The sequence below is a fragment of the Trueperaceae bacterium genome, assembly GCA_036381035.1.
In the GTDB taxonomy this organism is placed as follows: Bacteria; Deinococcota; Deinococci; order Deinococcales; family Trueperaceae; genus DASRWD01.
Genome location: DASVDQ010000089.1, coordinates 38,263 through 51,489, shown reverse-complemented (window position 1 = coordinate 51,489; position 13,227 = coordinate 38,263). Strand labels below are relative to the sequence as shown.

The following is a 13,227-nucleotide window of genomic DNA, read 5'->3' as shown; positions in this document are numbered from 1 at the left end:
AATGGCCATCGCAGGCAAGATCAGGAGCATCTCGGGTCCGGCCGTCATCGCCGAGGAGATGATGGGCGCCCGGATGTTCGACATCGTCCGCGTGGGCGAGGAGAGGCTCGTCGGCGAGATCATCCGCCTCGACGGCGACACCGCCTTCGTCCAGGTCTACGAGGACACCGGCGGCCTCACCGTCGGCGAGCCCGTCGTCTCCACGGGCCTGCCGCTCGCCGTCGAGCTGGGCCCGGGGATGCTCAACGGCATCTTCGACGGCATCCAGCGGCCCCTCGACAAGATCCGCGAGACCTCCGGCACCTACATCGAGCGCGGCATCACCGTCAACGCGCTCTCGCGCGAGACGAAGTGGCGCTTCACGCCGTCCGTGAAGGTCGGCGACACGGTGCAGGCCGGCCAGGTGCTGGGCACCGTGCCGGAGTTCGCGTTCACGCACAAGATCCTCGTGCCACCCGGCAAGGGCGGCGTGATCAAGAGCGTGGCCGGCGAGGGCGAGTACACGGTCGAGGACGTCGTCGCGACACTCGAGGACGGCACCGAGCTACGGCTCTACCACGCCTGGCCGGTGCGCCAGCCGCGTCCGGTCCAGCGGAAGCTCGACCCCGTGGTGCCGTTCCTCACCGGCATGCGCATCCTCGACGTGCTCTTCCCGCTGGCGATGGGCGGCACGGCGGCGATCCCGGGCCCCTTCGGCTCGGGCAAGACCGTCACGCAGCAGTCGATCGCCAAGTACGGCAACGCCGACATCGTCGTCTACGTCGGCTGCGGCGAGCGCGGCAACGAGATGACCGACGTGCTCGTCGAGTTCCCGGAGCTCGAGGACCCGCAGACCGGCAACCCGCTCATGCACCGCACGGTGCTGATCGCGAACACCTCGAACATGCCCGTGGCCGCGCGCGAGGCGTCGATCTACACGGGCATCACGCTGGCCGAGTACTTCCGCGACCAGGGCTACGCCGTGTCGATCATGGCCGACTCCACCAGCCGCTGGGCCGAGGCGCTGCGCGAGATCTCCTCGCGCCTCGAGGAGATGCCGGCGGAGGAGGGCTACCCGCCCTACCTCGCCTCGCGCCTCGCGGCGTTCTACGAGCGCGGCGGACGCGTGGTGACCCTCAGCGGCGAGCAGGCCGCGGTCTCGATCATCGGCGCCGTCAGCCCCGCCGGCGGCGACTTCTCGGAGCCCGTCACGCAGGCGACCCTGCGCATCACCGGCTGCTTCTGGGCGCTCGACGCGGCGCTGGCCAGGCGGCGCCACTTCCCGGCCATCAACTGGAACCGCTCCTACTCGCTGTTCACGCCGATCCTCGAGGAGTGGTACCGCGACAACGTCGCGCCCGACTACTCGGCGCTGCGCGACCGCGCCGTCGAGCTGCTGCAGCGCGAGTCCGACCTCCAGGAGGTCGTCCAGCTCGTCGGCCCTGACGCCCTGCAGGACCAGGAGCGCCTCGTCATCGAGATCGGCCGCATCCTCAGGCAGGACTTCCTGCAGCAGAACGGCTTCGACCCCGTCGACGCGAGCTGCTCGATGAGCAAGGCGTACGGCATGCTGCAGATGATGATCAAGCTCTACGACGAGGCCCGCGCCGCCCTCGAGGCCGGCGCGACCGTCGACGACGTGCTCAAGAGCCCCGTCATCGAGAAGATCAACAGGTCGCGCTACGTGCCCGAGGACGAGTTCCCCGCCTACCAGCAGGGCGTCATGGAGGAGCTCGCCAAGGGCTTCGCCGTGGCGGCGTGAGCGCGGTGGCCCCGGACCTCAGCGAGGAGCTCGAGGCGCGCCCCGCCGCGAGGAGCTAGGAGACAGATGAGCAGCAACCTACTGAAGAAGGAGTACTCGGAGGTCAGCTACGTCTCTGGCCCCCTGCTGTACCTCCAGAACGCGCCGGACCTGAGCTACAACGCGATCGTCCGCATCGTCGACGGGCAGGGACGCGAGCGCGGCGGCCAGGTCATCGAGGTCTCGAAGGAGTACACGGTGCTGCAGGTCTTCGAGGAGACCTCGGGCATCGACCTCTCGAGCACCACGGTCAGCCTCGTCGAGAACGTCGCGCGGCTCGGCGTGGCCCGCGAGATGATCGGCCGCCGCTTCGACGGCTCCGGCAACCCGATCGACGGCCTCCCGCCGGTCGTCGCCGACAAGCGCCTGCCCATCAGCGGGGCGCCGATCAACCCCGTGTCGCGCCGCAAGCCAGAGGAGTTCATCCAGACCGGCATCAGCACGATCGACACGCTGATCAGCCTGGTGCGCGGCCAGAAGCTGCCGATCTTCTCCGGCTCCGGCCTGCCCGCGAACGAGCTCGCCGCGCAGATCGCCCGCCAGGCGACGGTCATCGGCGAGGACAGCGAGTTCGCCGTCGTGTTCGCGGCGATGGGCGTCACCCAACGCGAGCTGACGTTCTTCACGCAGGAGTTCGAGCGCACGGGCGCGCTGGCGCGGTCGGTGCTGTTCCTCAACAAGGCCGACGACCCCGCCGTCGAGCGCCTCCTCACGCCGCGGATGGCGCTGACCGCCGCCGAGTACCTGGCGTTCGAGCACGGCTTCCACGTGCTGGTCATCCTCACCGACATGACGAACTACTGCGAGGCGCTGCGCGAGATCGGCGGCGCCCGCGAGGAGATCCCCGGACGCCGCGGCTACCCCGGCTACATGTACACGGACCTGGCGAGCATCTACGAGCGCGCCGGCGTGGTGGAGGGCCTGCCGGGCTCGGTCACGCAGATCCCGATCCTGTCGATGCCCGACGACGACGTGACGCACCCGATCCCCGACCTCACGGGCTACATCACCGAGGGTCAGATCTACATGGCGCGCGCGCTGCACAACAAGGGCATCTACCCGCCCATCAACCCGGGCCCGTCGCTCTCGCGCCTCATGAACAACGGCATCGGCGAGGGCAAGACCCGCAAGGACCACAAGAACGTGTCCGACCAGCTCCAGGCCGCGTACGCCAACGGCCTCGACCTGCGGCGCCTCGTGGCCATCACGGGCGAGGACGCGCTGTCCGAGACCGACAAGCTCTACCTGAAGTTCGCCGACGAGTTCGAGAAGCGCTTCATCAACCAGGGCTCGGAGAACAGGTCGATCGAGGACTCCCTGACCATCGCGTGGTCGATCCTCTCGATGCTGCCCAAGAGCGAGCTCACCAGGCTCTCGAACGACCAGATCGACAAGTACTACGGCGCCAAGATGGACGAGCTCTGGGGCGCGGCGAAGCAGGACCGGCTCTGATCGGAGGCTGACGTGGCCGAGAGCATCGCCCCCACCCGCTCGAACCTCCTGCAGCGGCGCGACCAGGTCAAGCTGGCCGTGCGCGGGGCGGACCTCCTCAAGCGCAAGCGCGACGCGCTGGTCGGCGAGTTCTTCGCCCTGGTGCGGTCCTCCCTGGAGGCGCGCCGGCAGCTAGCCCAGGCGAGCCGCGAGGCCTACTTCGCGCTGTTCCTCGCCAACGCCTGGGACGGGCCGGAGAACGTCTCCAGCCTGGCTCTGGCCGAGTCGCAGCAGGTCGAGGTCGAGCTGAGGATGGAGAACATCTTCGGGGTCAAGGTCCCGCAGGTGCAGGCGCCGAGGTTCGACGACAAGCTGCCCTTCTCGCCGGTCGGGGCGGGCGCCACGACGCTCGAGGCGGCCTCGCAGTTCCGCAAGCTCGTCGAGGCCATCATCAACGTGGCGGCCACGGAGACGCGCCTGCGGCGCATAGGCGAGGAGATCAAGAAGACGAACCGCCGGGTCAACGCGCTCGAGCAGCTCGTGATCCCCGGCATCAACTACGAGATCAGGTACATCCGCAGCGTCCTCGACCAGCGCGCGCTGGAGGAGACCACGGTCCTCAAGCGCATCAAGGCCAAGCTCGAGGCCAAGGAGGAGGCGGAGAAGCAGGCGGAGGCGTCCGCCGCGGCCGCGCCGTCCGCCTGAGGTCCTCGACCGGCCCGCCGGAGCCGCCGGCCGGAGACCGACGCCCTTCCGAGGGGCATCCCGAGCCGGCGGTCCGACGGCCTCGCAGGACCTCCCCGCCAGGGCTCCCAGCCCGACGAGACCCGGCGCCCCGGCCGCCCAGCGGCCGGGGCGCTCTCATGCAGGGGCAAGAACCGCGTCTAGACCGGCGTTTCCTTTACAACTTCGTGAGAGCGCGGTTATAGTGCGGGCGGCCAGACAACCTGAAGGCTGCAAGCTTCCTCTCGGAAAGAAGGGACCACGGATGCGCAGACTCGTATTCACCATCCTAGTGGCGGCTCTCGTCTTCGGCGGTGCCGCCTACGCCGACAAGCTCGACGACATCATCGCCCGCGGCAACCTCGTCTGCGGCGTCAACGACCAGCTCCCCGGCTTCGGCACGATCAACGCCCAGGGCGAGTTCGAGGGCTTCGACGTCGACTTCTGCCGCGCCATCGCCGCCGCGATCCTCGGCGACGCCAACGCCGTCCAGTTCCGCGCCCTCTCGGCCCAGGAGCGCTTCACGGCCGTGCAGACCGGCGAGGTCGACGTGCTGATCCGCAACACCACGTGGACCAGCTCGCGCGACACCAGCGTCGGCCTCGAGTTCGCCCCCACGACCTTCTACGACGGCCAGGGCTTCATGGCGCGCCGCGACTCCGGCATCACGACCCTGCAGGACCTCGAGGGCCGCCGGATCTGCGTACAGTCAGGCACCACCACGGAGCTGAACCTCAACGACGTGCTCGGCGCCCTCAACATCAGCTTCGAGCCCGTGATCTACGAGAACGCCGACCAGCTCACCGCGGCCTACGACCAGGGCGCCTGCGACGCCTGGACGACCGACAAGTCGGGCCTGGCCAGCCGCCTCATCACGCTGCAGAACCCCGCCGATCACGTGATCCTCGACGCGACGATCTCGAAGGAGCCGCTCGGCCCGGCCGTACTCAACGGCGAGCAGCGCCTCTTCGACGTCGTCAAGTGGGTAGTCTTCGCGCTGTTCACGGCGGAGGAGTACGGCATCACCGCCGACAACGTCGAGGAGGTCGCCGCCACCACGACGATCCCCGACGTGCGGCGCATGCTCGGCGTCGAGGGCACAAACGTCTCCGACTTCGGCATCCCGGCCGACGGCATGCTCCAGGCGATCCGCCAGGTCGGCAACTACGAGGAGATCTACAACAGGAACCTCGGCCCCGACACCCCGTTCGACATCCCGCGCGGCCTCAACTCGCTCTACACCGAGGGTGGTCTGCTGTTCGCCCCGCCCTTCCGGTAGGACGTGACCGAAGGTGGGGACCTGCTCAGGGGGTGGCGCCGCCAGGCGACCACCCCCTGGCTCGTCCCTGCCGCGCGCTGGCTACAGCTATCTGGAGTGAGGTCCTCCCACGTATCTGACCCGCGCCCCGCGCATCTTGAGGGCAACGGATGAGCGCAGAGACGATCCAACGCACCGCACTCGGGTCCCAGCAGAGGATCCCCTTCTACAGGAACGTCAGGACGATCGGCGTGCTGGCGCAGGTCGTGTTCGCCGTCGTCCTGGTGGCGGCGGCGTACGTGGTCTACCACAACGTCACGACCGCGCTGCGGAGCGCGAACCTGCCGAGCGACTTCGGCTTCCTCGACCAGCGCGCCGGCATCCCGCTCGCCGAGACGCCTATCCGCTACACGGGGGAGAACAGCTACGGGCGGGCGTTCCTCATCGGCGTGCTCAACACGCTCAAGGTCGCCCTCGTCGGCGTCGCGTTCGCGACGGTGCTCGGCGTCGTCATCGGCGTGATGCGCCTGTCGCGCAACTTCCTCATGCGCGGCTTCGCGACCGTCTACGTCGAGACGCTGCGGAACACGCCGCTGGCGGTGCAGATCATCTTCTGGTACACGGCCTTCCTCACGCCGCTGCCGCCGCGGATCCTCAACGCCGTCAGGCTCCCCGGCGGCGCGCTCTTCAGCAACCAGGGCGTGGCGCTCCCCTGGCCATACCCCAGCTACCACTTCGGGGCCTGGGTGCCGTACCTGGTGGCCGCCGTGGCCATTGGCGCCGCGGTCTGGTGGCTCAGGCGGCGCCAGCTCAGGCTCGCCGACCGCCCCGGCAACGCGTTCGGCCCTGGCCTGCTCGCGGCGCTCGTCGTCGCGGTGGCCGGCTACCTCCTGGTCGGCAAGGGGTCCTTGCCGTCGGGCGCGGCCACGGCGTTCCGCGAGACCTCTGGCGTCGTCACCGTCTTCCGCGACCTCAACGGCGACGGCGTCAAGCAGTTCCTCGAGCCCTTCATCCCGTTCGCGGCCGTCACTGCGCGCGTCGCCGAGGGCGGGCTCGAGGTGCAGACGCAGAACCTCGTCGAGTCGCGCCGCTACGTGTACGGCCGGTTCTACTTCCCGCCGTTCCAGGAGTCCGAGTTCGAGGAGGTGGAGGTGACCTTCGCCGACCCGGAGGCGGCGGCGGAGAGCGACCTCGCCATCCACTTCTTCCAGTTCCCGTCGCGCGGCGTCGTCTACCGCGACCGAGACGGCGACGGCGCCTGGGACCAGGGGGAGGAGCTCGACCCGGACGCGCCCTCGCCCCGCGGCTTCAGCGCCGCCGTCAGGCTCAGCTTCACCGGCTTCGAGCGCACCCTGGTCGCCAACCGCAACGGCGAGGCCCGGATCCCGCGGTTCGCCACGACCTTCGCGGCCAGCGAGTCCCGGGGGGCGAACGTCTCGCCGGCGCAGCTCTTCGCGCCGCCCGCGGCCGCGGGCGGAGGCGAGGACGAGGAGGAGCCGCTGCAGGCGGAGTTCACGATCCAGACGAGCCGCCCGCTCGTGTGGTCGAAGCCCACGATCCCGATCTCGAACTACGACGGCGGCGTCAGGCTGTCGACGAACTACCTGGCGCTGCTCATCGCCCTGGTCGTCTACACCGCCTCGTTCATCGCTGAGATCGTGCGGGCGGGCCTGCTGGCGGTGCCGAACGGGCAGCGCGAGGCCGCCAAGGCGCTGGGGCTCTCCGACTCCCAGGCCTTCCGCTTCGTGATCTTCCCGCAGGCCATGCGGGTGATCCTCCCGCCGCTCATCAGCCAGTTCCTCAACCTCACCAAGAACAGCTCACTGGCGCCGCTGGCCGCCTACTCGGAGCTGTTCGCGATCAGCATCATCATCGCGAACCAGACCGGGGCGACGGTGCCCGTCACGCTGATGATCATCGCCGCCTACCTGACCATCAGCCTGCTCTTCGCCCTGGTCCTGAACATCGTCAACGCCCGCATGGCGCTGGTGGAGAGGTGAGCTAGGTGATCGAGGCCAGGAAGCCCCCCATCAGGCAGACGGGTCCCGTGGCCTGGGCCCGCCGGAACCTGTTCGGCGGGATCGCCGACACGATCGTGACGCTCGTCGGGGGCGCCCTGCTCGTGTGGGCCCTCTACTCCCTCCTGACCTGGGTCTTCACCGGGGCGCACTGGGAGCAGGTCTGGAACAACCTCAAGCTCTTCGCCGTCTACCGGTTCCCGACCCATCTGCTGTGGCGCCCCTTCACGATGGTCGCCCTCGTCATGTTCCTGCTCGGCATCGGCGCCGCGGGCGACAAGTACGAGAGCCTGATCGTCAGGGGCGTGTTCAGGTGGTTCATGTACGCCGCCGGCGCGCTCGCCGTCGTCGGCCTGGTCTTCTGGCCGTCGGTGCGCTTCGGCTGGCTGGCCGTGGCGCTGGCCGGCATGGCGGGCCTCGGCCTCGGGACCGTGGTCCCCAGCGTGCGGCGCCTCCTCCCCTGGCTGTGGGGGGCGTCGGTCGTCGTCGCCTTCCTGCTCCTCTACGGCGTCTTCGAGGACGGCCCGCTCGTGCGCGTGAGCACGCGCCTGTGGGGCGGCTTCCTGCTCACCCTGGTGCTGTCGGTGGTGGGCATCGTCGTCAGCTTCCCGCTCGGCATCCTGCTGGCGCTGGGCCGACGCAGCGACCTCCCCGTCATCAAGGTCGCCTGCACCGCGTTCATCGAGGTCGTGCGCGGCGCGCCGCTCATCACCTGGCTGTTCATCGCCTCGCTCCTCGTGCCGCTGCTCCTGGGGCTCTCGGACCCGGACAGCATCAGCGCCCTCGCGCGGTCGATGGTCGCCGTCACGCTCTTCAGCGCCGCCTACATGGCCGAGAACGTGCGCGGCGGGCTGCAGGCGGTGCCGCGCGGCCAGGTCGAGGCGGCGCGGGCGCTGGGGCTCTCCGGCTGGCAGACGACGCTCCTCATCGTCCTGCCGCAGGCGCTGCGGGCGGTGATACCGGCGATCGTCGGTCAGGCGATCGGCCTGTTCAAGGACACGTCGCTGGTGTTCATCGTCGGCCTGTTCGACTTCTTCAACGTCGCCGACGTGGTCGCGAACCAGCCGGCCTCGCTGCTCGTGCCGGGCGGCATCCGCCTGGAGCTGTCGCTGTTCCTGGCCGTCGTCTACTGGTTCTTCGCCTACCGCATGAGCGCGGCCTCGCGGCAGCTCGAGACCCAGCTGGGCGTGGGCGTCAGGTGAGCCGGTCGCCCGCGCCGCGGGGACGCCGCGCGCGTCCCGAGAGAGGAAGCACATGAGCGACGCCGTCGCCAGCAACGTCGTCAGGGCCGACGCCCCGCCTGGGGGCGAGAGGATCATCGAGATCGAGGGCCTCAACAAGTGGTTCGGTGACTTCCACGTCCTGCGCGACATCAACATGTCGGTGAACAAGGGCGAGGTCGTGGTGGTCATCGGGCCGTCCGGCTCCGGGAAGTCGACGCTGATCCGCTGTATCAACAGGCTCGAGGACCACCAGGAGGGCCGCATCGTCGTCGACGGGGTCGAGCTCACCGACGACGTCAGGGCCATCGACCGCATCCGCCGCGAGACCGGCATGGTGTTCCAGCAGTTCAACCTCTTCCCGCACCTCACGGTGCTCGAGAACATCACGCTCGCGCCCATCAGGGTCCGCAAGTGGAAGAGGAGCGAGGCCGAGGAGCGGGCGATGTTCTACCTCGAGAAGGTGGGCATCCCCGAGCAGGCCCGCAAGTACCCCGGCCAGCTCTCGGGCGGCCAGCAGCAGCGCGTCGCCATCGCACGGTCCCTGACGATGGGGCCGAAGGTGATGCTGTTCGACGAGCCCACCTCGGCGCTGGACCCCGAGGTGATCGGCGAGGTCCTCGACGTCATGGTCGCGCTGGCCAAGGAGGGCATGACGATGATCGTCGTGACGCACGAGATGGGCTTCGCTCGCGAGGTCGGCGACCGCGTCGTGTTCATGGACGCCGGCCAGATCGTCGAGGTCGGCACGCCCGAGCACTTCTTCCAGAACCCGCGCGAGCAGAGGACGCGCGCGTTCCTCTCGAAGATCCTCTAGTCAGGCTCGGAGGCGCCGGGGCGCGGTTCCCGCCGGTCTCCGCTGCGCCGGGGCGCGGCGCACGGCGGGCCCCAGGCGCCCCGGCGCCGCCCGCGGAATGTCACAACGCCGTGACCGCGCGTTCCCTAGACTGGCCGCACGATGAGTGACGCACCCTCACGCGGCGTGCGCATCGCCGACCTGCTGAAGACCATGGTCGCGCGCGGCGCATCCGACATCCACCTGCAGGCGGGAGCGCCGCCGCACACGCGCATCGACGGCGAGCTGCAGCCCTACGAGGGGGTGCCACCGCTCACGCCGGAGCAGACCGAGCAGATCGCGCTGGCCATGATGACCGAGTCGCAGCGCGACCTGTTCAGGCACAGGCACGAGATCGACTTCGCCTTCAACATCCCCAACATCGCCCGCTTCCGCTGCAACGTGCTCAGGCAGCGCGGTTCGGTGGGCATCGTCATGCGCGTGATCCGCGACGCGATCCCCAGCTTCGAGGCGCTCGGCCTCCCCAACGCCGTCGTCACCGAGCTGGCGAGCCAGCCGCGCGGCCTCGTGCTCGTCACCGGCCCCACCGGGTCGGGCAAGACGACGACGCTGGCGGCGATGATCGACTTCATCAACCGCCGCTTCGCGAAGAACGTCATCACGATCGAGGACCCCATCGAGATCCTCCACCGCAACCAGAAGAGCCTCGTCGTGCAGCGCGAGATCGGCCTGGACACGTCCGACTTCGTGGGGGCGCTGAAGTACGCGATGCGCCAGGACCCCGACGTGATCATGGTCGGCGAGATGCGCGACAAGGAGACCGTCGAGGCCGCGCTGTCCGCGGCCCAGACCGGCCACCTCGTCTTCAGCACGCTGCACACGCTCGACGCGATACGCACCGTCAACCGCATCATCGACTTCTTCCCGCCGCACGAGCGCGACCAGATCCGCATCCTGCTCGCCGACTCGCTCCTCGGCATCCTCAGCCAGCGCCTGCTGCCGCGCGCCGACGGTCCCGGGCGCGCGCTGGCGGTCGAGGTGCTGGTGAACACGCCCCTGATCCGCGACTACATCAAGGACGAGGAGAAGACGCCCCTGATCAAGGAGGCGCTCATGCAGGACAACCTGCGCGGGATGCAGACGTTCGACCAGCACCTGGTCGAGCTCTACCTGCAGGGGCGCATCACGCTGGAGGACGCGACGTTCACGGCCACCTCCCCGCACGAGTTCCGGCTCATGGTCACGCAGCAGCGCGGCGGGCTGGGGATCGAGGAGGAGCGCGAGTTCGAGCGCCTCGTGCAGCCGCGGGGGCCGCTGGGCTGAGCGCGGCGGCCGCGCCGGCGGGGTCGAACGACGCGGCGACCGCCCTCGCGAGGGACCGGGTGGCGCCCGCGCCGGGCGCGGGGCAGGTGTCTCAGCGGGCCAGGACCGGCACGGCGGGCCGCAGGTCGACCCGCCCGACGACCTCGCCCTCGAGGTCGTGGTCGCCGGCGTCCGTGACCCTGACCCGCACGACGTCGCCGATCTTCACGGTGCCGTCGCCCAGCGCGCGCACGACGCCGTCGATGTCGGGCGCGTCGCCCTCGCTGCGGCCGACGACCTCGCCGGGCAGCTCGCCGTAGTCGTCGACGATCACGCTCAGCTCCTCGCCCACCTTCGCCGCCAGCTTCGCCCGGCTCACGGACGCCTGCAGCTCCATGAGGCGCGCGTAGCGCTCCCGCTTGACCTCCTCCGGCACGGCGCCGGGCAGGGCGTTGGCGTCGGCGCCCTCGACCTCGCTGTAGGTGAACGCCCCCACGCGGTCGAGGCGGGCTGCGGCCAGGAAGTCGAGCAGCTCCTGGAAGTCCTCCTCGGTCTCGCCGGGGAAGCCGACGATGAAGGTCGAGCGCAGGGTGATCTCGGGGCAGACCTCGCGCCAGCGGCGGATCGTCTCGAGGTGGCTCACGGACCCGCCCGGCCGGCGCATCGCGCGCAGGACGCGCGTCGAGGCGTGCTGCAGCGGCACGTCGAGGTAGGGGAGCACCTTGCCCTCGGCCATCAGCTCGACGAGCCTGACCACGTGCGGGTAGGGGTAGACGTAGTGGAGCCGCAGCCAGACGCCCAGCTCGCTCAGCTCGGTGACGAGGTCGACGAGGTGCGCCCTGACCTCGCGTCCGTCGAGGGTGGAGGTCGCGTGCCTCAGGTCGTTGCCGTAGGCCGAGAGGTCCTGGGCGATTAGCAGCAGCTCCTTGGCGCCGGAGGCGACGAGGCGCCTGGCCTCGTAGACGACGTCGGCGGCCGGACGCGACGCCAGGTTCCCGCGCAGCTGCGGGATGATGCAGAAGCTGCAGCGGTGGTCGCAGCCCTCGGCGACCTTCAGGTAGGCGTAGTGGCGCGGGGTCAGTCTCACGCGGTCCGGGACGGCTGCGCGCCCGCCGACGGCGGCCATCGGCAGCAGGCTCGTGAAGGGGTCGCGCGCCAGCGGCAGCGCCTGGCGCACCGCGCGCATCACGCCGTCCACGTCGGCCTGGCCGGTGACGGCGAGCACCTGCGGGTGGCGCTCCATGACCTTCTCGGGCCGCTCGCCGAGGCAGCCGGTGACGACGACCCGGCCCGTCTCGCGCAGCGCCTCCCCGATGGCGTCGAGCGACTCCTCGACGGCGGGGGTGATGAACCCGCAGGTGTTCACGACGACGAGCTCGGCGTCCTCGTAGCTGCTCACGAGCTCGTAGCCGTCGGCCCTGAGCTGGCTGAGGATGCGCTCGCTGTCGACAAGCGCCTTGGGGCAGCCGAGGGAGACGAACCCCACCCGGCCGCTCGTCCTGGCCGCGTCGTCTCGCGGAGTGCTGGCGCCTACCGGCTCCATGCCGCCGGCGAGTCTAGCAGGGGCCTCAGCCTGCCGGCCAGGTAGAGGGAGCCGGCCACGACGACGCGTCCGCCCTCCGGCGTGAGCGCCAACGCCCGCCGCAGGGCGGCCGCTGGGTCCGGCACGACCTCGCGGCCGGGACCGAGGAGGTGGTCGACGCCCTCGCCGGGAGCGGCCTCGGTGATCACGACAGCTGCGGCGTGCGGCTCGAGCGCGGCCAACGTGGCCGTGCCCTGCTTGCGGGTCAGCGCCCCGAACAGCAGCGTGAAGCCCTCGCCGGCCTCCTGCGCCAGCCTGGCCGCGGCGGCCGGGTCGTGGGCCCCGTCGAGGAGGACTTCGCGCGCCCTCGCCACGAAGCGCTCGCCGCGTCCCGGCAGGGGAGGGGCGGCCAGCGCCGCGGCGCGGGCGTCCTCCGGCACGCCCAGCAGCTCCAGCGCCCTGGCGGCGAGGCGCTCGTTCGCGGACCGCGTGCTCTCGCCGGGCCGCAGGGGCTCGACCTCGTGCAGCGGCGCGCCCACCGCGGCGGCGACCGCGCGCACGACCTCCAGGGACGGCCCGCAGGCGGCGGTGACCGCCGGCACGCCGGCGGCGAAGGCGCCGGCCTTCTCGCGGGCGATGTCCGCCAGGCCGGGGCCTATCGTCGCGACGTGGTCGAGGTCGACGTTCGTGAGCACGACGAGCCTCACGCGGCCCGGCGCCGCGGCCGCGGTCGTGGCGTCGGTGGCGCCGCCGACGCCGGCCTCCAGCACCGCCCACTCGGTCCCGCGGCGGGCGAACGCGTCGAGGGCCAGGGCCAGCGTCAGCTCGAAGAAGGCGGGGCGCGAGTCGCCGTCGGGCGCGTAGCGCGCGAGGGCCTCGCGAGCGCGGGCCACGAACCCCACGACCTCCGCCGCGGTGACGCGCGCGCCGTCCACCGACACGCGCTCCTCGAAGCGCTCGACGTGCGGCGAGAGGAAGAGCCCCGTCCTGTGGCCGGCGGCGGTGAGGCCGGCGGCGATGAGGTGCGACACGGTCCCCTTGCCGTTCGTGCCCACCACGCGCACGAGGCGGGGCGGCGGCTCCAGCCCGAGCTCGTCCAGGAGACGCGCCGCGCGACCCGGGTGGCGCCTGCCGCCCGCGCGCGTCTGCGCGTACAGCCAGTCGAGGGCCTCGGCGT

The 13,227-nt window shown here is 70.7% G+C and carries 10 protein-coding genes; 8 read left to right on the top strand and 2 right to left on the bottom strand.

The window, feature by feature from the left end; genetic code table 11:
• Position 1: 1 nt before the first annotated feature.
• The 8 genes from VF202_10245 (at position 2) to VF202_10210 (ending at position 10,549) form a co-directional block, all read left to right on the top strand.
• The gene (locus VF202_10245) at positions 2-1,741 is read left to right on the top strand and encodes a V-type ATP synthase subunit A (GenBank protein HEX7040484.1); all 1,740 of its coding nucleotides are present in this window, start codon (positions 2-4) and stop codon (positions 1,739-1,741) included.
• Between the two features lie 66 nt (positions 1,742-1,807).
• Positions 1,808-3,232: a V-type ATP synthase subunit B gene (locus VF202_10240; GenBank protein ID HEX7040483.1), complete on the top strand. Its 1,425-nt coding sequence runs from the start codon at positions 1,808-1,810 to the stop codon at positions 3,230-3,232.
• 12 nt (positions 3,233-3,244) lie between these two features.
• The gene (locus VF202_10235; GenBank protein HEX7040482.1) at positions 3,245-3,916 is read left to right on the top strand and encodes a V-type ATP synthase subunit D; all 672 of its coding nucleotides are present in this window, start codon (positions 3,245-3,247) and stop codon (positions 3,914-3,916) included.
• A gap of 283 nt (positions 3,917-4,199) precedes the next feature.
• A complete protein-coding gene (locus tag VF202_10230; protein ID HEX7040481.1) occupies positions 4,200-5,213 on the top strand; it encodes an amino acid ABC transporter substrate-binding protein in 1,014 nt (337 codons plus the stop codon).
• A gap of 149 nt (positions 5,214-5,362) precedes the next feature.
• A complete protein-coding gene (locus VF202_10225) occupies positions 5,363-7,192 on the top strand; it encodes an ABC transporter permease subunit (protein ID HEX7040480.1) in 1,830 nt (609 codons plus the stop codon).
• Between the two features lie 5 nt (positions 7,193-7,197).
• Positions 7,198-8,412: an amino acid ABC transporter permease gene (locus VF202_10220; GenBank protein ID HEX7040479.1), complete on the top strand. Its 1,215-nt coding sequence runs from the start codon at positions 7,198-7,200 to the stop codon at positions 8,410-8,412.
• A gap of 52 nt (positions 8,413-8,464) precedes the next feature.
• Positions 8,465-9,247, top strand: a complete 783-nt coding sequence (locus VF202_10215; protein HEX7040478.1) for an amino acid ABC transporter ATP-binding protein — start codon at positions 8,465-8,467, stop codon at positions 9,245-9,247.
• A 141-nt stretch (positions 9,248-9,388) separates the two neighbouring features.
• Positions 9,389-10,549 carry a PilT/PilU family type 4a pilus ATPase gene (locus VF202_10210; GenBank protein ID HEX7040477.1) on the top strand — a complete coding sequence of 387 codons (1,161 nt, stop codon included), beginning with the start codon at positions 9,389-9,391 and terminating at the stop codon, positions 10,547-10,549.
• Positions 10,550-10,640: 91 nt separating this feature from the next.
• Here the strand turns inward: VF202_10210 and rimO are convergent, their stop codons facing one another.
• Positions 10,641-12,071, bottom strand: a complete 1,431-nt coding sequence (rimO, locus tag VF202_10205; GenBank protein ID HEX7040476.1) for a 30S ribosomal protein S12 methylthiotransferase RimO — start codon at positions 12,069-12,071, stop codon at positions 10,641-10,643.
• On the bottom strand, positions 12,059-13,207 hold the full coding sequence (locus VF202_10200; GenBank protein ID HEX7040475.1) for a Mur ligase family protein: 1,149 nt from the start codon (positions 13,205-13,207) through the stop codon (positions 12,059-12,061). Before VF202_10200 ends, rimO begins: the two co-directional genes overlap by 13 nt.
• Positions 13,208-13,227: the final 20 nt, after the last annotated feature.

Coding starts and splice junctions, on each gene's coding strand:
- VF202_10245 (HEX7040484.1), top strand. CDS start 2: ATGGCCATCGCAGGCAAGATCAGGAGCATCTCGGGTCCGGCCGTCATC.
- VF202_10240 (HEX7040483.1), top strand. CDS start 1,808: ATGAGCAGCAACCTACTGAAGAAGGAGTACTCGGAGGTCAGCTACGTC.
- VF202_10230 (HEX7040481.1), top strand. CDS start 4,200: ATGCGCAGACTCGTATTCACCATCCTAGTGGCGGCTCTCGTCTTCGGC.
- VF202_10225 (HEX7040480.1), top strand. CDS start 5,363: ATGAGCGCAGAGACGATCCAACGCACCGCACTCGGGTCCCAGCAGAGG.
- VF202_10215 (HEX7040478.1), top strand. CDS start 8,465: ATGAGCGACGCCGTCGCCAGCAACGTCGTCAGGGCCGACGCCCCGCCT.
- VF202_10210 (HEX7040477.1), top strand. CDS start 9,389: ATGAGTGACGCACCCTCACGCGGCGTGCGCATCGCCGACCTGCTGAAG.
- rimO (HEX7040476.1), bottom strand. CDS start 12,071: ATGGAGCCGGTAGGCGCCAGCACTCCGCGAGACGACGCGGCCAGGACG.